A 21,580-nucleotide genomic window follows, 5' to 3' on the forward strand; every position below is an offset into this window, starting at 1 on the left:
GCCTGAAATCCCGCTACAGATTTAGTGAAGGTTGGGCTGTGCGCCCTGGCCTTTTTCATCGATGAGATAACCGCGCCGGAAGCGGTCCAGCCGGAAGGCCGTCGCCGTTTCCTGCGGTATGCCGCGCGCCAGAAGATGGGCGAAGCAGAAACCGGAGGCGGGCGTCGCCTTGAAGCCGCCGTAACACCAGCCGGCATTCAGATAGAGATTATCGATGGGGGTCTGGTCGATGATCGGTGAACCATCCATCGACATATCCATGATGCCGCCCCAGGAGCGCAGAACCCGGACGCGGGAGAGGGCCGGTATCATCGCCTTGCCGGCTTCCGCCACATGTTCGACCGTCGCCAGATTGCCGCGCTGGGCGTAGGAATTGTAGCCGTCTATATCGCCGCCGAAAACGAGGCCGCCCTTGTCCGATTGCGAGACGTAAAAATGGCCCGCCCCGAAAGTGACGACGCCGTCGATGAAGGGTTTCAGACCCTCGGAGACGAACGCCTGCAAAACGTGGCTTTCAATCGGCAGCTTCAGCCCGGCCATGGCGGCGACCTGAGAGGAATTGCCCGCCGCCGCCAAAGCCAGCTTGCCGCAACCGATGAAGCCGCGGCTTGTTTCGACGCCCACGACCGCCCCGTTTTCGCGGCGAATGCCCGTTACCTCACAGCCTTGGATGATATCGACGCCCCGGCTATCTGCGCCGCGGGCATAACCCCAGGCTACGGCATCGTGACGGACGGTGCCGCCGCGCCTTTGCAGCAGGCCGCCCTGAATGGGAAAACGGGCATTGTCGAAATCGAGAAACGGCAGCATGGCCTTTACCGAGGCGCGGTCCAGCAACTCGGCATCGACGCCGTGCAGCCGCATGGCATTGCCGCGCCTTGTATAGGCATCACGCTGCGCATCCGAATGGAAGAGGTTCAACACGCCGCGCTGGGAAACCATGGCGTTGAAGTTGAAATCCTGCTCCAGCCCTTCCCACAGCTTCATCGAAAGCTCGTAGAAAGGATTGTTGCCCGGCAGCAGATAATTGGAGCGGATAATCGTGGTGTTACGGCCGACATTACCGGAGCCGATGTAGTTTTTCTCCAGCACCGCGACATTGGTGACGCCGAATTCCTTGGCGAGATAATAGGCGGTCGCCAGCCCGTGCCCGCCACCGCCGACGATGATGACGTCATAATGGGGTTTCGGTGACACATCCCGCCATGCGGGTTTCCACGATTTGTTGCCGAAAAGGCCGTTCTTGAAAATGGAAAAGGCGGAATAGCGCATCTGCGAACCTCGAACGATATCAAGCAAGCTTAGCGATGCTGTACGGAAGGGTATTGCAGATAAGGGACATTCTGATTTAAAAAAAAGACATGACGACCATCGAACAGAAGAATGTCCAGCGCATTGGTTTCATCCTGGTTCCGAATTTTGCGCTGATGTCCTACGCCTCGGCGGCGGAGCCATTGCGCGCCGCCAATCTGATTGCTGGAACCGATCTATACGATGTGGTTCCCCTGTCTTTCGATGGCGAGGCAGTCAGAAGCTCGTCCGGCATCATTGTCGGCTGCGAGGCGCTCGCCGCTGCCGGCGAACGATGCCATACGATTTTTGTCTGTGCAGGTGGCGGGCCGCAGGACTGGACCGTTGCGGAAAATTCTTATGGGACGTTACGGCGGCTGGCGCGGCAGGGTGTCAGGATCGGGGGCATTTCCAGCGGCGCTTATGTGCTGGCAGCGGCGGGATTGCTGGAAAACCGCGATTTCACCATTCATTGGGAACATGCGCCGGTGCTGAAAGAGGCCTTCGGCCATCTCACGCCCCGGCAGGCGCGGTTTGTTTTCGATGGGGATCGCATCACCTGCGCCGGCGGCGTGGCGCCCCTCGACATGATGCATGCGATGATTTCGCAGAGAATGGGTGCGCATTTCGCAAGGCGTGTCAGCGACTGGTATCTGCATACGGCCATCGCCGAGCCCGGCGCACCGCAGCGCGGTTCCTCAGCGGAACGTCATGGCACCAACCATCCGGCCTTGCTGACCGTGCTGGAAAAAATGGAAACGACCATCGAAAGCCCTCTCGACCGGCAGACCATGGCAAAGCTGGCGGGCACAAGCGCACGCCACCTCGACCGGCTTTTCGCGACCCACCTGAAGTCGAGTTTTCTGGAGACATACCGCGCAATCCGTCTTGATCACGCCCGGCGATTGCTGGAGCAAAGCCCGCTCTCCATCGCGGAAGTGGCCTTTGCCACCGGCTTTTCCAGTGCAGGCCATTTTTCAGGAAGTTTTAAGGCTCGCTTCGGTCAGACGCCGAATGCCATGCGGCAAAGATTTCCTCCGAATTAAAATAGTTTTCCTGTAAGGAAGGGAAAACACGATAATGCCGGAGGACACCATGGCGAAGGATGCCACCAAGACCGAAGCTGCGTTCCCGTCGCAGGATCCGCATGCCGTTCGCGAGCCGAGGGTCAACAATCTGGAAATGGCGATCGGCCACGAGGTGCGCGCCTATCGCAAGAAGCTCGGCATCACCGTCACCGATCTTGCTTCGGCCACTGGCGTTTCCGTGGGCATGCTGTCCAAGATCGAGAACGGCAATATCTCCCCGTCGCTTACCACGCTGCAAACGCTCTCCAAGGCGCTCGGCGTGCCGATTACGGCTTTCTTCCGCGGTTTCGAGGAGCCGCGCAGCGCCACCTTCGTCAAGGCGGGGCAGGGGGTGAATATCGAGCGCAGGGGCACCCGCGCCGGTCATCAATACAGCCTGCTCGGCCATATCGACAACAATACCAGCGGCGTCACCGTAGAGCCCTATCTCATCACGCTCACCAAGGATTCGGACGTATTCCCGACCTTCCAGCATGAGGGCATGGAGTTTCTCTACATGCTGGAAGGCGAGGTGGTCTATCGCCATGGCGAGCAGCTTTTCACCATGCAGGCCGGCGACAGCCTGTTTTTCGACGCCGATGCGCCGCACGGGCCGGAAGAGTTGGTGAAGCTTCCGGCGCGGTATCTGTCGATCATCTCCTATCCGCAAAGGCGAATGACCAATGATTGAGAATTTGCCTTAGAAGAAAAAAATATTCCTGATAGTTGACGGAATGGAATTCCATATGTTAGCCCTTCATTCAGAAACGAATGGAGGTGCCTGTCGATGTGCGGCATTGTTGGACTATTCCTGAAAGACAAAAGCCTTGAACCGCAGCTGGGCCAGCTGCTTTCGGACATGCTGGTCACCATGACCGATCGCGGGCCGGATTCGGCCGGCATTGCGATCTATGGAAGTGCGGCCAATGGCCGTGCGAAAGTGACGATCCAGTCGGCCGATCCCGCTGCCGATTTTTCGGGCCTTGCCGAGGCGCTGAAGGAAAACGGCGTTGACGCCGTGGTCACGGTGAAGAGCACCCATGCGGTGCTGGATATTCCATCGCAGAAGCTTGACGGAATTCGCGCGGTTCTCGCCACCATCCGCCCGAATGTGCGGGTAATGGGTTCCGGCGACAGTGTGGAAATATACAAGGAAACCGGCCTGCCAAAGGACGTGGTCGCCCGCTTTGACGTGCGCTCCATGGCCGGCACCCATGGCATCGGCCACACCCGCATGGCGACGGAATCGGCAGTGACGACGCTTGGCGCGCATCCATTCTCCACCGGCGCTGACCAATGCCTGGTGCATAATGGTTCGCTTTCCAACCACAATAATCTGCGCCGCGAACTGGTGCGCGAAGGCATGACGTTCGAGACCCAGAACGACTCGGAAGTCGCTGCCGCCTATCTCACGGCTGAGATGGCCAAGGGCAAAGATCTGGGCGAAGCACTGACAAGTGCGCTCGATGATCTCGATGGTTTCTTCACCTTCGTCGTCGGCACCAAATCCGGTTTCGGCGTGGTGCGGGATCCCATCGCCTGCAAGCCGGCAGTGATGGCCGAGACCGATCAATATGTCGCTTTCGGCTCCGAATATCGCGCGCTCGTCAACCTGCCCGGCATTGAAAACGCCCGCGTGTGGGAGCCGGAACCGGCGACCGTCTATTTCTGGGACCATGAAAAGGCCGCCTGAGACCCGTCATCGGCGCCTGTTTTGAAAGTCATAATCCATGCCAGTTTTCGATCTATCCCAAACGCCCTTGCGTGAACTGAATAGCGCACTTCATGGCCTCTCCGCCGGTGTCAACGATACCGGATTCGAAGTCGTCAATCCGCGCGGCCACCATGCCGTCGCCGTCGGCATCGACAGCCCCGTCACCGTCGATGTGCACGGTTCGGTCGGCTATTATTGCGCCGGCATGAATGATGGTGGCACCGTCACCGTTCACGGCTCGGCCGGGCCGGGTGTCGCTGAAAACATGATGTCCGGCACCGTCGTCATCGAAGGCGACGCCTCGCAATATGCGGGCGCCACCGGTCGCGGCGGGCTGCTGGTCATCAAGGGCAATGCCGCTTCCCGCTGCGGCATTTCCATGAAGGGCATCGATATCGTCGTGAAAGGCAATATCGGCCATATGTCCGCCTTCATGGGCCAGTCCGGCCATCTCGTCGTCTGCGGCGATGCGGGCGATGCGCTGGGTGACAGCCTTTATGAGGCGAAGCTTTTCGTGCGCGGTTCGGTGAAGAGCCTGGGTGCCGATTGCATCGAAAAAGAGATGCGCCCGGAACATCTCGAAAAGCTTGCAGAGCTTCTCGAAAAGGCCGGCGTCACGGATGTCAGCCCCGGTGAGTTCAAGCGCTACGGTTCGGCCCGCACGCTCTACAATTTCAACATCGACAACGCCGACGCGTATTGAGGCGAGGGATATTCCGATGAGCTATCACAACCCCTTCACCCCGCCGCGCAAATCCGCAACCTTTGACGACCATACGCTGGCGGAAATCCGCCGCGCGGCGGCAACCGGCATTTATGACATTCGCGGCGCCGGCACCAAGCGCAAGGTGCCGCATTTCGACGACCTGCTGTTTCTCGGCGCATCCATCTCGCGTTATCCGCTCGAAGGTTATCGTGAGAAATGCGATACGACCGTCACGCTAGGCACGCGTTTCGCCAAGAAGCCGATCACGCTGAAAACGCCGATCACCATTGCCGGCATGAGTTTTGGCGCTCTCTCGGGCAATGCCAAGGAAGCGCTTGGCCGTGGCGCGACCATTGCCGGCACGTCTACGACGACGGGCGATGGCGGCATGACGGATGAGGAGCGCGGCCACAGCCAGACGCTGGTCTACCAGTACCTGCCCTCACGTTACGGCATGAACCCGAAAGACCTGCGCCGTGCGGACGCCATCGAGGTCGTTGTCGGCCAGGGCGCAAAGCCGGGCGGCGGCGGCATGTTGCTCGGCCAGAAGATTTCCGATCGCGTCGCCAATATGCGCAACCTGCCGAAGGGCATCGACCAGCGTTCCGCCTGCCGCCATCCCGACTGGACCGGGCCGGACGATCTCGAAATCAAGATTCTCGAACTGCGTGAAATCACCGACTGGGAAAAGCCGATCTACATCAAGGTCGGCGGTGCACGGCCCTATTACGACACGGCGCTGGCGGTAAAGGCCGGCGCCGACGTGGTGGTGCTTGATGGCATGCAGGGCGGAACGGCGGCCACTCAGGATGTCTTCATCGAAAATGTCGGCATGCCCACGCTCGCCTGCATTCGTCCCGCCGTTCAGGCGCTGCAGGATCTCGGCATGCACCGCAAGGTGCAGCTCATCGTCTCCGGCGGCATTCGCTCAGGCGCTGATGTCGCCAAGGCGTTGGCGCTCGGTGCCGATGCGGTTGCCATTGGCACTGCGGCGCTGGTGGCGCTTGGCGATAACGATCCGCATTGGGAAGAGGAATATCAGAAACTCGGCACCACGGCCGGCGCTTATGATGACTGGCACGAAGGCAAAGACCCCGCCGGCATCACCACGCAGGACCCGGAACTGGCAGCACGCCTCGATCCCGTCACTGCCGGCCGCCGCCTTGCCAATTACCTGAAGGTCATGACGCTTGAAGCGCAGACCATCGCGCGTGCCTGCGGCAAGAACCATCTCCACAATCTGGAGCCGGAAGATCTGGTGGCGCTGACCATGGAGGCGGCTGCCATGGCGCAGGTTCCGCTGGCGGGAACGAACTGGTTCCCGGGGAAAGGCAGCTTTTAAGTCATAAGAACGGACGGGCGCATTTGGGAGGATGTGCCCGTCTTTTTTCAATGAAGTGTCTGATACCAAAAAAAGGGGAATGACGTGACACTGGACCTCTCCAAATTTGCTGCCGAAAAGGGCATCAAATATTTCATGATCAGTTATACCGATCTCTTCGGTGGCCAACGGGCCAAGCTGGTGCCGGCGGAAGCGATCGCCGATATGCAGAAGGGTGGCGCGGGTTTTGCCGGCTTCGCCACATGGTTCGATCTGACGCCTGCTCATCCCGATCTTTTCGCCGTGCCGGATGCCTCTTCGGTCATCCAGCTTCCATGGAAAAAAGATGTTGCCTGGGTTGCTGCCGATTGCGTGATGGAAGACCAGCCGGTGGAACAGGCGCCGCGCGTGGTGCTGAAAAAACTCATTGCGGAAGCGGCAAGCGAAGGGCTCAGGGTCAAGACCGGCGTCGAGCCGGAATTTTTCCTGATTTCGCCCGACGGTGCGAAAATCTCCGACGAATACGATACGGCGGAAAAGCCCTGCTACGACCAGCAGGCCGTCATGCGCCGTTACGATGTGATCGCCGAGATTTGCGATTATATGCTGGAACTGGGCTGGAAGCCCTACCAGAACGACCATGAGGACGCAAATGGTCAGTTCGAGATGAACTGGGAATATGACGACGCGCTGCAGACCGCCGACAAACATTCCTTCTTCAAGTTCATGGTCAAGTCCGTTGCCGAAAAGCACGGGCTGCGCGCCACCTTCATGCCCAAACCGTTCAAGGGGCTGACCGGCAACGGTTGCCATGCCCATATCTCGGTCTGGGACCTCGACGGCAAGGTCAACGCCTTCGCCGACAAGGCAATGCCGTTCGGTCTGTCGGCCAAGGGCAAGACCTTTCTCGGCGGCATCATGAAACATGCGTCCGCTCTTGCGGCCGTCACCAATCCAACGGTCAATTCCTACAAACGCATCAACGCGCCGCGCACGATTTCCGGTGCCACCTGGGCGCCGAATACGGTGACCTGGACCGGCAATAACCGCACCCATATGGTGCGCGTGCCGGGGCCGGGGCGGTTCGAGCTGCGCCTGCCGGATGGTGCGGTGAACCCCTATCTGCTGCAGGCCATCATCATCGCTGCCGGCCTCTCGGGTGTCCGCTCCAAGGCGGATCCCGGTCCGCATCACGATATCGACATGTATCGTGAGGGTCATACGGTTACGGATGCGCCGAAGCTGCCGCTCAATCTTCTCGATGCGCTGCGCGAATATGAGAAGGATGCGGAGTTACAGCAGGCGCTCGGCACGGAATTCTCCAAGGCCTATCTGAAGCTCAAGCAGGGCGAGTGGAACAGCTATTGCTCGCAGTTCACCGCCTGGGAGCACCAGACCACGCTCGACGTCTGAGCCCGGTTTTCCCCGCCGCCCTTGCGGCTTTTCCCGCGCGCGTCAAACCGCGCGGGTTTTTCTAATATCTATGACAGGGAGACCGCCAGATGACGAACTTCGTCTTGACCGTAACATGCAAATCCACCCGCGGCATTGTTGCCGCCCTTTCAGGTTTTCTGGCGGAGAAAGGCTGCAACATCGTCGACAGTTCGCAATTCGACGATCTCGGTACCGGTCGTTTTTTCATACGCGTGGGCTTCATATCCGAGGAAGGCGCGACGCGTGATGCGCTTATGGAAGGGCTCGCGCCGATTTCGGAGAAATTCGGCATGGAGGTGGCGCTGCACGACCAGTCCGAACGGATGAAGGTTCTGCTCATGGTGTCGCGCTTTGGCCATTGCCTCAACGATCTGCTCTATCGCTGGCGTATCGGGGCCTTGCCGATCGATATTGTCGGCGTCGTCTCCAACCATTTCGATTACCAGAAGGTGGTCGTCAATCACGACATTCCCTTTCACCACATTCCGGTGACGAAGGAGAACAAGCCGCAGGCCGAAGCCCGGATCATGGAGATCGCGGAAAGTACCGGCACGGAACTCGTCGTGCTGGCGCGTTACATGCAGGTGCTTTCCGACAGGATGTGCGAGGCGATGTCGGGCAAGATCATCAATATCCACCATTCCTTCCTGCCGTCCTTCAAGGGGGCGAACCCCTACAAGCAGGCCTATCAGCGCGGTGTGAAGCTGATTGGTGCGACGGCCCATTATGTGACGGCCGATCTGGATGAAGGGCCGATCATCGAGCAGGATATCGTTCGCATCACCCATGCGCAGTCGGCCGAGGATTATGTCTCGCTCGGCCGGGATGTGGAGGCGCAGGTGCTGGCGCGTGCCATCCACGCCCATATTCACCGGCGCGTATTCCTGAACGGCAGCCGAACCGTGGTGTTTCCTCCCGGTCCCGGCTCTTATGCTTCGGAAAGAATGGGATGACCATTCTCCGCACGTCGCGCTGATGTTGCCTTAAGGAGAGCACAGCGCTAAATAAGCTGGTACGCCATAATACAAAAGCCATCTCCCGTGTCGTTCGTAACTGTGCTGTAACGAAACGGGATGTGTCAAACGAGGTGATACCATGACAGATGCTTCGCACGGAACTGCCATTCGCGTTGAGCGCCCGACAAAGACGCTGAGGGAACTCGCGCTCGACAAGGTCCGTGACGCCATCGTGAACGGTTATTTCCGTCCGGGCGACCGTCTGGTGGAGCGCGATCTCTGCGCTCAGCTCGGCGTTTCCCGCACCATCGTTCGTGAGGTCCTGCGGCATCTGGAATCCGAGGGGCTGGTGGCGAATTTGCCGAACAAGGGCCCGATGGTCGCGATGCTCGATCTCGATGAGGCAAAGCAGATTTATGAAATTCGTGGTGCGCTGGAGGGAATGGCGGCGCGCCTTTGCGCGGAACGCCGCGATCCTGCCATCGTGGAGGCGCTTGAAGCCTCGCTCAGGCATATCCGCGAAAGTTATGTCGCCAAGGATATGCCTGGCGTTCTCATGCATACCTCGTCCTTTTATCAGACGCTGTTCAGCAAGATCGACCGGCATGTCGCCTGGGGCGTCGTCAACCTGCTGACGGTGCGGATCAACCATCTTCGTTCGATGACGATCAAGACGAAAAGCCGCGATACCGAAGGTCCGGCGCAAATGGAGAAGATCGTCGAGGCCATCCGGCAGGGGGATGGAGACGCCGCCTACAAGGCGGCTCTGGATCATGTCGCGAGCGCGAGCGCGATTGCGGAGGCCGTTCTCATCGCCCAGAAGACCGGCAAAGAGTAACCCCTTCCGCATCGCGTGCGGCTAGATTTCCGGTGCAGCATTCAATCTGCGCCGGCGGGTATCCCTGCAAGTGTGGTCTGCAGCATGCCGCGAACGTCCGTTACCAAATTGTTGAGCGGTTGGTCGTCGCGGTAAAACGGTACAGCCGTCCGGACACGCTGGTAGAGCGTATCGGTGCCGGGCGCGCGGCCGGATTGGTCTGGCTGCATGTCGTAAGCCTGAGCCGCGCTCATGACCTCGATCGCCAGAATGGTTTCCAGATTGCCGATAACCGAGAGCGTTTTGTCGGCAGCGGCGGTGGCATGTGTCAATATATCCTCCTGCAATGCGGAGGTGATGCCGCCATCCAGGCTGGCGGGGGCGGCAAGGCGGCGGTTTTCAGCGGCAAGTGCTGCAGCCGTGTACTGGATGATCATGAAACCGGAACAGACGCCATCGCTTTCCGCCAGAAAGGCAGGCAGCCTGCTGACAAGCGGGTTGACGAGCCGGTCGATACGCCGCTCGGAAATGGCGGCAAGTTCGGCCGCGGCCGTCGCCAGCCCATCCATGGCAAGCCCGAGCGCCGCACCGACGGCATGGGCCTGGGAATGGACCTCGGGCGCCTGCGGTGTGCCACCGACAACAGGGTTGTCCGTGACACTCGCGAGCTCGCGGTTTACGACATCGGCAATCTGCGCGACGCTGTCCCGAACGGCGCCATGCACCTGCGGCACGGCGCGCAGGCTGAGCGGATCCTGCGTGCGCGATCCGGCCGACCGGGCAAGAAGCGGGCTTGCCGCCAGAAGCTGGCGCAGGTTCGCGCCAACGGTCTGGATGCCGGGTGAGTTGCGTAGCGCAAGCGGTCCTGCGGCGAAGGGATCCGCCTGCGCACCAAGGTTTTCGTAACTCATTGCCGCTGCCGCATCGGCCCAGTCAAGGAGGGACGTCGTGCGGGCAAGCGCGAGGCTGGCGAGGCCGGTGGAGCAGGGTGTGCCGTTGACGAGGCTCAGCCCTTCCTTCGCCTGCAGAACCATGGGGTCGAGGCCGAGCTTTTCGAGCCCCTGCCTGCCGCTGATCAATTCACCCCCGTGGCGGGCCTGACCTTCGCCGATCAGCACGAGGCCAATGGCCGCGGCATGGGTGAGGTAGCCCACGGAACCCTTCGATGGAATGACGGGAAGAATGTCGCCATTCAACAGGCCCAGCAGCATTTCGACCGTTTTGACCTGCACGCCGGAGTAGCCATGCGCGAAGTTGTTGATCTGGGCGGCCATGATGGCGCGCGTTTCTTCGCGTCCCAGCGGTTCTCCAACGCCGCAGGAATGGCTGAGCAGGATATTGCGGGAGAGGGCCTGCTGCTTGGGAATATCCACGATCACATCGCAGAGCGCGCCGACACCCGTATTGATGCCATAACCGCGCACACGTTTTTCGACGAGTGCATCGACGATGGCGCGGGCATCGGCGATGCGCTGCGACGCTTTATCCGACAGGGAAAGCGTGGCACCTTTTGCAACCGTGGCGATCTGTTGCCAGGTGAGGGGACGATCGATGGTGATCGTATCAGCCATGCTGGCCTTCTCCCGCACCCGCGCGGCGCTCCACGAAACGGGCGACATAGTCGTTTGCGGGGCTGTTGAGGATCTGGTCCGGCGTTCCCACCTGCACCAGCTTTCCATCCTTCAGGATCGCGATCTGCGCGCCGATGCGGAGCGCCTCATCGAGATCGTGGGTGATGAAGACGATCGTCTTGTGCAGGTTCTTTTCGAGCTGCAGCAACTGATCCTGCATGTCGGCGCGGATCAGCGGATCGAGCGCCGAAAAGGCCTCGTCCATCAGGATGACGTCAGTATCGGCGGCCAGCGCGCGGGCGAGGCCGACGCGCTGCTTCATGCCGCCGGACAGCTGGTGCGGAAACTTGTCCTCATAGCCTGAAAGACCGACGGTCTCGATCCACTTCATGCCGATGGGCCTTGCATCGGCCTTGGTCAGTCCGCGCACGCGCTGGCCATAAACGACGTTCTGCAACACGGTGCGGTGCGGCATCAGGCCGAAATTCTGGAACACCATGCTGACGCGCCGGTTGCGGAAATCCCGCAGCTCCTTAGCCTTCAGCGCGAGAACATTGTCGTCTCCGACGAGAATCTCGCCGCTTGTCGGCTCAATCAGGCGGTTGATGTGGCGCACGAGCGTCGACTTGCCGGAGCCCGAGAGGCCCATGATCACGAAAATGCGGCCGCCCGCTATGTCGAGGCTGACATTGTCGAGGCCGACGCTGCATCCCGTCTTCGCCAGGATGTCGCTCTTTTCCGCGCCCTGCTGCGCCATGGCGAGCGCGGCCTTCCAGTTGCCGCCGAAGATCTTGGACACGTTGCGGATATGGATATCAGTCATTGCCCATTTCCTTCCGGCTGGATCGGCCAAAACCCTGGGTGATACGATCGAGCACGATTGCGAGAATAACGATGCCGAGACCCGCTTCGAGACCCTTGCCGACATCGAGCGTCTGGATGCCGTTCAGCACCTGCTCGCCAAGACCGCGCGCGCCGATCATCGAGGCGACGACGACCATGGAGAGCGCCATCATGATCGTCTGGTTGAGGCCGGCCATGATCGTGGGCGTGGCAAGCGGCAATTCGACACCGAACAGGATCTGTCGCGGGCTGCCGCCAAAGGCGGTCGCCGCCTCCACCACTTCCCGGTCCACCTGCCGAATGCCGAGATCGGTCAGGCGGATCAGCGGCGGCACGGCATAAACGATGGTGGCAAGCACGGCCGGAACCTTGCCGAGGCCGAACAGCATGATGGCCGGAATGAGATAGACGAAGCTCGGCATGGTCTGCATGACGTCGAGCACCGGCAGGGTGATGCGCCGCGCCCATTCGCTTTTGGCAAGAAGGATGCCCATGGGTACGCCGATGACGATGGAAATGAGGCTGGCAATCAGCATCAGCGCCAGCGTCTGCATCGTCAGGTCCCAGAGACCGAGCGAGCCGACGATGAAAAGCATCACCGCCACCATGATGACGAGCGAAATCTTTTTCGCCGCGAACCAGGCGAGCACCAGGAAGACCAGAAAAACGGCCCACCACGGCAGACCGCGCAGCACCCATTCCACGAAGAGGATCGCCTGCAGGATCGTCTGCGAGATCGCCTTGAAAACGGAGCCGTAATTCACCACCAGCGAACGCACGATCTCATTGATCGGGCCCCGGATGGAAATATGGAAAACTTCAGGAAACATTGGTGTGGTCCTCGCGCCTGCCGACCCCATGTCCGGGAGCCGGCCCCTGTCCTGACGGGAAAATGCGCGCCGGTAGCCCGGCGCGCCTGCGATGTTTACTTGACGGCGGCTTCGATACGCGCCTTGGCGTCCGCGGAAACCCAGCTGCCCCAGATATCGGCCTTGGTCTGAAGGAAGGTCTTGGCGGCGGCTGTCGCATCGACCTGCTTGTCCGTCATATAGGCGAGGCTGGCGTTGATCTCCGTCAGCGGGAACGTCGCCTTTTCAAGGATCGCGATGATCTCAGGCGCTTCCTTCGCAAAGGTGCTGTTCACGCCATAGGCCACCTCGACGGAGGGGAAGGCGCAACCGGCATCGCGCTTTCCGTCGGCGCTCGTCAGCTCCTTCCAGCAGGCGTCGCTATAGGCCGGCTCCTGCAACTGGATGAGCTTGTATTTTCCCATGATTGCCGTCGGGCTCCAGTAATAGAACAGCATCGGCTCGCCCTGAAGATAGGCGGCGGCGATGGCGGCATCGAGAGCGGTACCCGTGCCGGGGCGGAAGTTCACATAGTTTGCTTCCAGCTTGTAGGCCTGCAGCTTGGCGGTGTTGACGCCTTCGCAGGTCCAGCCCGAGGGGCAATTGAGGAAGCGGCCCTTGGTCGGCTCTTCCGGATCCTTGAACAGTTCAACGATCTTTGGATCGGAAAGCTGATCGACGCTCTTCAGGTCCGGAGCCTTGGCTTCGATCCCTTTTGCCGGGTCGCCCTTGATAAGATATTCCGGCACGAACCAGCCTTCGGCGGCGCCGACGAAAGTCTTGCCGACCGAGGTGACCTGGCCGGCTTCCGCAGCCTTGTTCCAGACGTCGGAGCGGCCGATCCATTCTTCAGCGAAAATCTGCACGTCGTTATTGGCGGTCGCCTGTTCCAGTGTCACGGAGTTGCCGGGAATGGAATCGACCTTGCAATCATAACCTTTGGCAAGGATTTCCTTCATGACTTCGGTGATGAAAGCACCGCTTTCCCAGTCGATGCCGGCGAAGGTGATGGTCTTTCCAGCAGCACAATAGCCTTCCGCTCTCGCGGCGCCGGCATGGGCTCCCATGATGAGCGCGGTGGTGGCCAGCGCGATTTTCAGCTTTGAATTCAGCATTGCATTCCCCTTTTGGTTTGATGATTGGCAACTTGCTGGCATGCATTTTACGGTTTCCGCCGGACGCTCAAGGCAGGCGTTTGCCCTGAACCCGGCGGTCATTGGTGCATTTCATATCCTGTCAAAATCGGCGGCCGGTTGATCATCGAATCAATAGGGAATTCGATGTTCGCCTTGAAACGGCGTGCCGTAAGTTCACTATACAACTTTGAGAAATTCATGTGGGTCGCGCGCATTGGCGATGTCGGATTGGAGGCGCATGCGGCTGGCCGGTTCGGGAAAGGGCGGTCTTTCAGCGCATATTGCCCAAGCGAGCCATCAAACATGGCTTCAGCTCTGGTATGGCAGCTCCTGCCGTTGCGCTGGGCGGGCATTCGAATATCGCCCCGACTATCGGCGGGAGACTTGCGGCCGCTGGAGATCGAGTCTTCGCTTGCCATTATTTTCCCCTCAAGTTGTATATGTAACTTCACACATTTGCGAAAGACAAGCAAGATAGGATGTGATAATTTTGTGCTTGCGCGGATTCTGGCTGCGTTTTGTGCAGCCGCCCGATTTTTAGGAGTTTTAATGCTGCCCGTCACCGAAAACGAGTTTCCTGTCTCGGGCGATCGCTCCTCCCTGCCGCTGTATGAGCGGGTGAAAGAACAGATCAAGGAAAAGATCGCCAGCGGAGAGTGGTTGACCAACCACAGGATACCCTCCGAAAACGAGATCGTCGACATGCTGGGTGTCAGTCGCATGACGGCAAACCGCGCCTTGCGGGAGCTGGCGACCGAGGGGGTGATCGTTCGCGTGCAGGGGCGCGGGTCCTTTGTCGCCCCGAAAAAAAGAAGCGCCGGCATGATGGGCGTGCGCAACATCGCCGACGAGATCAAGGAGCGCGGTTCGACGCATCGGCCGAGCCTCATTCTCGCCCAGACGGAAGTTTGCGGCCCGGATCTCGCAACCGCGCTGGAGATTAGTGTGGGAGCAAAGGTTTTTCACTCCATCATCGTGCACCATGAAGATGATGTGCCGATCCAGCTCGAGGATCGCTTCGTCAATGCGGAGATCGCTCCGGATTATCTGATGCAGGATTTCAATACGCTTACCCCGAATGCCTATCTGACGGCGGCGGCACCCATTTCACGGACCGAGCAATTCATCGAGGCCGCATCACCCCAGCCCTGGGAGTGCAAGTTGATGGCCATCAGTCGAAATGAGCCCTGCCTTCTGGTGCGCCGCAGAACCTGGTCATCGAGCCGCGCCGTCACGTCCGTGCGGCTGCTCTATCCCGGTTCCCGATACCGGCTCGAAAGTCAGGAATAGCGGCCGTCAGCCGTCGGCTGACCTGACCCTCCGCAACATTATCGCCACATGAACCGGCCACTTGCGTATCCAGCCCCGCTGATGACGCCTGGGTTAAATGTGCCCCTTTTTCCCGCCTCAAGTCGTCGTTTGCCAATCGCAATCGGTTGCTCATGCCGCTCGACTTGCCGGCCACGATAATACCCAAAAACCGAACGGTTCGCTCATACCGGATTACGGTACTTGACAGTTATATATTATGGCATACCATAAGCCATCATATTTACGGAGAGAGCGCTGATGTCCATCCAGATCCGCAAGACCCTGCTTCAGGTCGAAACGACGTTGATTGAGGGGGGCAAGGCCGCCGCGACGCCATTGAAGCTGTTCGCCGCCATTGCGGTTGTCAAAAATCCGTGGGCGGGCAAAGGTTTCGTGGGCGATCTGAAGCCGGAAATTCACGCAGGCGCGCCGGTGCTCGGCGAATTGCTGACGAAGATGATCCTCGATGCCGTCGGTTCCGGCGAGGCGGTGGAGGCCTATGGCAAGGCGGCTGTCGTGGGGCTGGACGGGGAAATCGAACATGCTTCCGCGCTCATCCACACATTGCGTTTCGGCAACCATTATCGTCAGGCTGTTGGCGCCAAATCCTATCTCGCCTTCTGCAACACACGTGGCCCCGGCAATGCGCCGATCATGATTCCGCTGATGGACAAGAACGATGAAGGTCGCCGTTCGCACTATCTGACGATCCAGACGGCCATTCCCGATGCCCCGGCCGCCGACGAGATCGTGGTCGCGCTCGGCGCTTCCGTTGGTGGCCGGCCACACCACCGCATCGGCGACCGTTATCAGGATCTGAAGGATCTCGGCCAGGATGTCGCCAATCCGGCCGGCGTGTGAGGCGGATGCCAATGCAAGGGGTCGCCGACACGTCAAAGGTCAATGTTGCAACGGCAGGTGCCGCCACGCTTCCCCGGAAAACGACCGGGGACGGAGCCGCCTATTTTGAAGCCGGCGCGGGCGAGGCCCTGATCCTCATCCACGGGGTCGGAATGCGGCTTGAAGCCTGGACACCGCAGATCGAGGTGTTTTCGAGGACGCATCGTGTCATCGCTGTCGACATGCCGGGCCATGGCGGTAGCGAACGCCTCGCGGCTGGCAGCACTCTTGAGGATTTCGTCGGCTGGTTCGGCCGGTTCCTTGAGGATATGCGGATAGACCGCGCCAATGTCGCCGGACACTCGATGGGTGCGCTGATTTCCGGCGGTGCAGCCGCGACCCTTGGAGATCGCATCATACGCGTCGGATACCTGAACGGTGTTTATCGCCGGGATCCAGCTGCCAAAGCGGCAGTGCTTGCGCGCGCGGCGGCGATCCGCACCACGGGGGTGGACAAGGAAGGCCCCCTGCTGCGCTGGTTCGGCGATGATCTGAAAAGCCAGCACGCGCGGGAGTTGACGAGAGGCTGGCTGGAAATGGTCGATCCGGAAGGTTACGCGGTCGCTTATACGGCTTTTGCGGGGGGAGATGAGACCTATGCGGACCGCTGGCCTTCGGTTACCTGCCCGGCGCTTTTCCTGACCGGTTCGGATGACCCGAACTCAACGCCGCTGATGGCGGAGCAGATGGCGGCGATCACGCCGCGCGGGTATGCCCGCATCGTCGAGGCGCACCGGCATATGGTCAATTTGACCGCACCTGAAACCGTCAATGCACTGATGGCCGAATGGCTGGCTTTAGAGGAGGAGCCGCAATGACCGTTGCAACCCTTGACCCGCGCGCCCTGCGCGACGCATTCGGCGCCTTCGTAACGGGGGTAACGATCGTTACCACCCGCGACGAGGCTGGAAAGCCGGTGGGTTTCACCGCAAATTCCTTCACCTCCGTCTCGCTCGATCCGCCGCTGCTGCTGATCTGCCTTGCCCGCAGCTCGCGCAATTTCGCGACGATGACGGGCGCGAAAAATTTCGCCGTCAATATTCTGTCGGAAGGCCAGAAGGACCTGTCCAATACCTTCGCCCGGCCGGTAGAGGATCGTTTCGCCGCCGCCACCTGGTCGGATGCGCCGGAAGGATCGCCGGTCTTTGCCGATGTTGCGGCCTGGTTCGAATGTTCGATGCAGGAGGTGATCGAGGCCGGAGACCACGTCATTCTGCTCGGTCGCATCAGCGTTTTCGAGAATAGCGGCCTGAACGGGCTCGGTTATGCGCGCGGTGGTTATTTCACGCCGATGCTGGCCGCCAAGGCGCTTTCGGCTGCGGCGGAGGGGGAAGTTGCTGTCGGCGCGGTTCTTGAGCGGCGCGGCGAGATTTACCTCGTTGGTGAGGATGTTCTGTCGCTGCCCGGCTGCGTCGTGTCCGGCGGCGATCCGGTCGCGGCGCTCACGGAGCGGCTTGAGGAACTCACCGGACTGCCGGTCAGGACGGGTTTTCTTTACTCGGTTTATGAAAACAAGGCGGATGGGCGTCAGCACATCGTCTACCACGCGCTGGCAGATGGCGATGAGGCGCCGCGTCAGGGCCGTTTTCTGTTGCCCGGCGCGCTGGCTTCGGCAAAGTTCGACTCCGGCGCGACCGCGGACATTGTCAGCCGGTTCGCACTGGAAAGTTCGATCGGCAATTTCGGTGTCTATGTCGGTAACGAGACCGCCGGCAGGGTCCATCCCATCTCGATGAAGGCGACAAACCCATGAAATTTTCCCTCTTCGTCCATATGGAACGGCTGGACGCCTCGCAGGATCACAAGACGCTTTACGAGGAGTTCGTGACGCTTTGCGAAATCGCTGATCGCGGCGGCATGCATGCCATCTGGACTGGCGAACATCATGGCATGGATTTCACCATTGCCCCAAACCCCTTCGTGACGATCGCCGATCTTGCCCGGCGCACCAGGACGGCGCGTCTTGGCACGGGAACGGTGATCGCACCCTTCTGGCATCCGATCAAACTTGCCGGCGAAGCGGCGATGACGGACCTCATCTGCGACGGACGTCTGGATATCGGTATTGCCCGCGGCGCGTACTCGTTTGAATATGAGCGGCTGCTTCCGGGTCTCGATGCCTGGGGTGCCGGCCAGCGCATGCGCGAACTCATCCCGGCCGTCAAAGGTGTGTGGGCGGGCGACTACGCCCATGACGGCGAATTCTACAAGTTCCCCGCCACCACTTCCGCTCCCAAGCCGCTGCAGCAACCCTTCCCGCCGATCTGGGTGGCGGCGCGCGATCCGAATTCCCATGAATTCGCCGTCGCCAATGATTGCAACGTGCAGGTGACGCCGCTGTGGCAAGGTGATGACGAGGTGGAAACCCTGATGGGCCGCTTCAACGAGGCCTGTACCAAGAACCCGGAAAAACAGCGGCCAAAAATCATGCTGCTCCGCCACACCTATGTCGGTTCCGATGAAGCCGATATCGCGCAGGCGGCGCATGAGATGAGCGTTTATTACAATTATTTCTTCGCCTGGTTCAAAAACGAAAAACCCGTTCATCAGGGGCTTATCGAGCGAATTGCGCCGGAAGACATCGCCGCCAACGCCATGCTTTCCGCTGATGTGATGCGCCGGAACAATGTCGTCGGCAATGCCGGTGAGGTGATTAGCCGGATCAAGGCCTACGAGGCGATGGGCTATGACGAATATTCCTTCTGGATCGATACGGGCATGAGCTTTGAACGGAAGAAGGCCTCGCTGGAGCGCTTCCTTTCCGATGTGATGCCGGCTTTCGGGGAGTAATGCGATGCGCAGTTTCCAGTGCTATATCGACGGACGTTTCGAGGATGGTGAGGCGCGGTTCGCGAGTGTCGATCCCGCAAGCGGCGCTGCCTGGGCCGAAATGCCGGAAAGCCGCGAGGCGGATATCGGCCGTGCTGTCGAAGCCGCGCATCGGGCGCTCTATGAAGATGCAGGCTGGTCGAAACTGACGGCGACACAGCGCGGCAAGCTGCTCTACCGGCTAGCCGATCTGGTCACTGAGAATGCGAAAACGCTCGCTGAACTGGAAACTCGCGACACCGGCAAGATCATTCGCGAAACCTCCGCGCAGATTGCCTATGTCGCGGATTACTACCGTTATTATGCGGGTCTCGCCGACAAGATCGAGGGCGCCTATCTGCCGATCGACAAGCCGGATATGGATGTCTGGCTGCGGCGCGAACCCGTTGGCGTCGTGGCGGCCATCGTGCCGTGGAACAGCCAGCTGTTTCTCGCCGCCGTCAAGATCGGCCCGGCGCTCGCTGCCGGCTGCACCATCGTCGTCAAGGCTTCGGAAGACGGGCCGGCGCCGCTTCTGGAATTTGCCCGGCTGGTGCATGAGGCGGGTTTTCCCGCCGGTGTCGTCAATATCGTCTCCGGCTTTGGCGCGTCCTGCGGCACGGCGCTCACCACCCATCCGAAGGTGGCCCATATCGCCTTTACCGGCGGTCCGGAAACGGCGCGTCATATCGTGCGCAATTCGGCTGAAAATCTCGCCTCCACCTCGCTGGAACTCGGCGGCAAATCGCCGATCCTCGTTTTTGCCGATGCCGATCTCGAAAGTGCTGCCAATGCGCAGGTGGCGGGCATTTTCGCCGCGACCGGCCAGAGCTGCGTCGCCGGCTCGCGGCTGATCGTCGAAAGAAGTGTCAAGGATCGTTTCCTTGAGATTCTGAAGGCGAAGGCCGAGGCGATCCATATCGGCTCACCGCTGGACATGGCGACGGAGGTGGGACCGCTCGCAACCGAGCGTCAAAGGAAGCATATCGTTTCTCTGCTGTCCGCCTCGGTGGATGCGGGCGCCAAGGTGGTCACCGGCGGGGTGCCGATGGACGGCGACGGTTATTTCTATCGGCCGACCATTCTCGATTGCGATGGCATTCGTTCGCCATCGATGGAAAAAGAGTTCTTCGGCCCCGTTCTCTCGGTCGTTTCCTTCGAAACCGAAGCGGAAGCCCTCGCTTTGGCCAATGACACGGTCTACGGCCTTGCCTCCGGTGTCTTCACGCAGAACCTGACGCGCGCCCACCGGCTCATGAAGACGATCCGTGCCGGCATCGTCTGGGTGAATACCTATCGCGCCGTCTCGCCGATTGCGCCTTTCGGTGGCTTTGGCCTGTCCGGCGACGGTCGTGAGGGCGGGCTTGCGGCGGCGCTCGATTACACGCGCACCAAGACCATATGGCTCAGAACCTCCGACGACCCGATCCCCGATCCCTTCGTGATGCGGTGAACCCATGTTTTACGAAATCCGCACCTATCGGCTGAAGAACGGCGCCATCCCCACCTACCTCAAGGTGGTGGAGGAGGAAGGTATCGAAATCCAGAAGAGCCATCTCGGCGAACTCGTGGGTTACTTCTTCTCGGAAATCGGCCCGATCAACGAGATCGTCCATATCTGGGCCTTTTCGAGCCTGGATGACCGCGAGGAACGGCGCGCACGGCTGATGGCCGATCCGCGCTGGCTGTCCTTCCTTCCGAAAATCCGCGACCTCATCGAAGTCGCCGAAAACAAGATCATGAAACCGGCGCGGTTTTCGCCACTCGGGTGAAATGCGCCGTCCGCGGCGTGCATGCCAACAACAAGCTCTAAAACGGAGTAAGGGAACATGAAACTGAAACTGGTATTGACGACATGCGCAGCTCTTTTTGCCCTTGGTGCCTCTGCTCAGGCGAATGATCTGGTTTTCTCCAGCTGGGGAGGAACAACGCAGGATGCCCAGAAGGCGGCATGGGCCGATAAATTCATGGTATCGACCGGCATCAACGTGGTGCAGGACGGCCCAACGGACTACGGCAAATTGAAAGCCATGGTCGAGGCGAATGGCGTGACCTGGGATGTGGTTGACGTCGAGGGCGATTATGCCGCGCAGGCCGGCCCGAAGGGCCTGTTGGAGAAGCTCGATTTTGCCGTCATCGACAGGACCAAGCTCGATCCGCGCTTCGTGACGGACTACTCCGTTGGCAGCTTTTATTATTCCTTCGTCATCGGCTGCAATGTCGATGCCGTGGCCGCCTGCCCGAAGAGCTGGGCGGATCTGTTCGACACCGCGAAGTTTCCCGGAAAGCGTACCTTCTACAAATGGTCGGCGCCGGGCGTGATCGAAGCCGCTCTTCTGGCCGATGGCGTGGCCGCCGACAAGCTTTATCCGCTCGATCTCGACCGCGCTTTCAAGAAGCTCGATACGATCAAATCCGATATCATCTGGTGGTCCGGCGGCGCCCAGTCGCAGCAGCTGATTGCATCTGCGGAAGCGCCTTTCGGCAGCGTCTGGAACGGCCGTATGACGGCGCTGGAAAAAAGCGGTGTGAAGGTGGAGACCTCGTGGCAGCAGAACATCACCGCGGCGGATTCCCTCGTCGTTCCCAAGGGAGCGAAGAACAAGGACGCGGCGATGAAGTTCATCGCGCTTGCCACCTCGGCGCAGGCGCAGGCGGATATGGCGACGGCGACGGGTTATGCGCCCGTCAACATCGAATCCGCCAAGCTGATGGACCCGGAAACCGCCAAGACCCTGCCGGACCAGCAGACGGCAGGCCAGGTCAATGCCGATATGAGCTACTGGGCGCAGCATCGTGACGAGATCGGCGAGCGCTGGTACGCCTGGCAGGCAAAGTAAGACAACGGCGCGGGCTGC

22 protein-coding genes are annotated in these 21,580 nt (G+C 60.2%); 16 read left to right on the forward strand and 6 right to left on the reverse strand.

From position 1 onward, the window contains the following. Nucleotides 1-21: 21 nt before the first annotated feature. Nucleotides 22-1,272, reverse strand: a complete 1,251-nt coding sequence (locus ACIQUH_RS08165; RefSeq protein ID WP_400813591.1) for a sarcosine oxidase subunit beta family protein — start codon at nucleotides 1,270-1,272, stop codon at nucleotides 22-24. An 89-nt stretch (nucleotides 1,273-1,361) separates the two neighbouring features. Here ACIQUH_RS08165 and ACIQUH_RS08170 point away from each other — a divergent pair, with 89 nt between their 5' ends. The 8 genes from ACIQUH_RS08170 (at nucleotide 1,362) to ACIQUH_RS08205 (ending at nucleotide 9,326) form a co-directional block, all read left to right on the forward strand. After that, on the forward strand, nucleotides 1,362-2,336 hold the full coding sequence (locus ACIQUH_RS08170; RefSeq protein ID WP_400813592.1) for a GlxA family transcriptional regulator: 975 nt from the start codon (nucleotides 1,362-1,364) through the stop codon (nucleotides 2,334-2,336). Between the two features lie 34 nt (nucleotides 2,337-2,370). Further along, on the forward strand, nucleotides 2,371-3,048 hold the full coding sequence (locus tag ACIQUH_RS08175) for a helix-turn-helix domain-containing protein (protein WP_400813593.1): 678 nt from the start codon (nucleotides 2,371-2,373) through the stop codon (nucleotides 3,046-3,048). Between the two features lie 96 nt (nucleotides 3,049-3,144). Then, nucleotides 3,145-4,050 (forward strand): glutamine amidotransferase family protein, encoded by a 906-nt coding sequence (locus ACIQUH_RS08180; protein ID WP_400813594.1) that lies wholly within the window; start codon nucleotides 3,145-3,147, stop codon nucleotides 4,048-4,050. A gap of 37 nt (nucleotides 4,051-4,087) precedes the next feature. Then, nucleotides 4,088-4,774, forward strand: a complete 687-nt coding sequence (locus ACIQUH_RS08185) for a protein GlxC (protein WP_400813595.1) — start codon at nucleotides 4,088-4,090, stop codon at nucleotides 4,772-4,774. Nucleotides 4,775-4,790: 16 nt separating this feature from the next. Further along, nucleotides 4,791-6,119, forward strand: coding sequence for an FMN-binding glutamate synthase family protein (locus tag ACIQUH_RS08190; protein WP_400813597.1), 1,329 nt, complete (start codon nucleotides 4,791-4,793; stop codon nucleotides 6,117-6,119). Nucleotides 6,120-6,203: 84 nt separating this feature from the next. Continuing rightward, entirely contained in the window at nucleotides 6,204-7,511 is a 1,308-nt protein-coding gene (glnT, locus tag ACIQUH_RS08195; RefSeq protein WP_400813598.1) for a type III glutamate--ammonia ligase, read from the forward strand. 89 nt (nucleotides 7,512-7,600) lie between these two features. Next, nucleotides 7,601-8,485 carry a formyltetrahydrofolate deformylase gene (gene purU, locus ACIQUH_RS08200; protein ID WP_400813599.1) on the forward strand — a complete coding sequence of 295 codons (885 nt, stop codon included), beginning with the start codon at nucleotides 7,601-7,603 and terminating at the stop codon, nucleotides 8,483-8,485. 142 nt (nucleotides 8,486-8,627) lie between these two features. Continuing rightward, on the forward strand, nucleotides 8,628-9,326 hold the full coding sequence (locus tag ACIQUH_RS08205; RefSeq protein WP_400813600.1) for a GntR family transcriptional regulator: 699 nt from the start codon (nucleotides 8,628-8,630) through the stop codon (nucleotides 9,324-9,326). 41 nt (nucleotides 9,327-9,367) lie between these two features. Here ACIQUH_RS08205 and hutH read toward each other — a convergent pair whose 3' ends face one another. The 5 genes from hutH to ACIQUH_RS08230 form a co-directional block, all read right to left on the reverse strand. After that, nucleotides 9,368-10,876 carry a histidine ammonia-lyase gene (hutH, locus tag ACIQUH_RS08210; protein WP_400813601.1) on the reverse strand — a complete coding sequence of 503 codons (1,509 nt, stop codon included), beginning with the start codon at nucleotides 10,874-10,876 and terminating at the stop codon, nucleotides 9,368-9,370. Next, entirely contained in the window at nucleotides 10,869-11,699 is an 831-nt protein-coding gene (locus ACIQUH_RS08215) for a glycine betaine/L-proline ABC transporter ATP-binding protein (protein WP_400813602.1), read from the reverse strand. The genes hutH and ACIQUH_RS08215 overlap by 8 nt, the downstream gene beginning before the upstream one ends. Continuing rightward, nucleotides 11,692-12,549 (reverse strand): ABC transporter permease, encoded by an 858-nt coding sequence (locus tag ACIQUH_RS08220; protein ID WP_400813603.1) that lies wholly within the window; start codon nucleotides 12,547-12,549, stop codon nucleotides 11,692-11,694. The genes ACIQUH_RS08215 and ACIQUH_RS08220 overlap by 8 nt, the downstream gene beginning before the upstream one ends. A 95-nt stretch (nucleotides 12,550-12,644) precedes the next feature. Continuing rightward, on the reverse strand, nucleotides 12,645-13,682 hold the full coding sequence (locus ACIQUH_RS08225) for an ABC transporter substrate-binding protein (protein WP_174058092.1): 1,038 nt from the start codon (nucleotides 13,680-13,682) through the stop codon (nucleotides 12,645-12,647). Between the two features lie 98 nt (nucleotides 13,683-13,780). Next, nucleotides 13,781-14,122, reverse strand: a complete 342-nt coding sequence (locus tag ACIQUH_RS08230) for a hypothetical protein (protein WP_400813604.1) — start codon at nucleotides 14,120-14,122, stop codon at nucleotides 13,781-13,783. Nucleotides 14,123-14,252: 130 nt separating this feature from the next. On the opposite strand from ACIQUH_RS08230, the gene hutC reads away from it, so the two are divergent. The 8 genes from hutC (at nucleotide 14,253) to ACIQUH_RS08270 (ending at nucleotide 21,562) form a co-directional block, all read left to right on the forward strand. Beyond that, the gene (gene hutC / locus ACIQUH_RS08235; protein WP_400813605.1) at nucleotides 14,253-14,993 is read left to right on the forward strand and encodes a histidine utilization repressor; all 741 of its coding nucleotides are present in this window, start codon (nucleotides 14,253-14,255) and stop codon (nucleotides 14,991-14,993) included. A gap of 279 nt (nucleotides 14,994-15,272) precedes the next feature. Beyond that, complete coding sequence (locus tag ACIQUH_RS08240) at nucleotides 15,273-15,875, forward strand: amino acid synthesis family protein (protein WP_400813606.1); 603 nt, start codon at nucleotides 15,273-15,275, stop codon at nucleotides 15,873-15,875. Nucleotides 15,876-15,886: 11 nt separating this feature from the next. Continuing rightward, on the forward strand, nucleotides 15,887-16,732 hold the full coding sequence (locus tag ACIQUH_RS08245) for an alpha/beta fold hydrolase (RefSeq protein WP_400813607.1): 846 nt from the start codon (nucleotides 15,887-15,889) through the stop codon (nucleotides 16,730-16,732). Beyond that, on the forward strand, nucleotides 16,729-17,667 hold the full coding sequence (locus ACIQUH_RS08250; RefSeq protein ID WP_400813608.1) for a flavin reductase family protein: 939 nt from the start codon (nucleotides 16,729-16,731) through the stop codon (nucleotides 17,665-17,667). Before ACIQUH_RS08245 ends, ACIQUH_RS08250 begins: the two co-directional genes overlap by 4 nt. Continuing rightward, nucleotides 17,664-18,704, forward strand: a complete 1,041-nt coding sequence (locus ACIQUH_RS08255; RefSeq protein WP_400813609.1) for an LLM class flavin-dependent oxidoreductase — start codon at nucleotides 17,664-17,666, stop codon at nucleotides 18,702-18,704. The genes ACIQUH_RS08250 and ACIQUH_RS08255 overlap by 4 nt, the downstream gene beginning before the upstream one ends. A gap of 4 nt (nucleotides 18,705-18,708) precedes the next feature. Continuing rightward, the gene (locus tag ACIQUH_RS08260; RefSeq protein ID WP_400813610.1) at nucleotides 18,709-20,175 is read left to right on the forward strand and encodes an aldehyde dehydrogenase; all 1,467 of its coding nucleotides are present in this window, start codon (nucleotides 18,709-18,711) and stop codon (nucleotides 20,173-20,175) included. A 4-nt stretch (nucleotides 20,176-20,179) separates the two neighbouring features. Beyond that, complete coding sequence (locus ACIQUH_RS08265; RefSeq protein WP_400813611.1) at nucleotides 20,180-20,494, forward strand: NIPSNAP family protein; 315 nt, start codon at nucleotides 20,180-20,182, stop codon at nucleotides 20,492-20,494. A 57-nt stretch (nucleotides 20,495-20,551) separates the two neighbouring features. After that, complete coding sequence (locus ACIQUH_RS08270; RefSeq protein WP_400813613.1) at nucleotides 20,552-21,562, forward strand: ABC transporter substrate-binding protein; 1,011 nt, start codon at nucleotides 20,552-20,554, stop codon at nucleotides 21,560-21,562. Nucleotides 21,563-21,580: the final 18 nt, after the last annotated feature.

Origin of the sequence: Agrobacterium sp. NPDC090283, assembly GCF_044769685.1 — a bacterium.
Lineage (GTDB): Bacteria > Pseudomonadota > Alphaproteobacteria > Rhizobiales > Rhizobiaceae > Agrobacterium.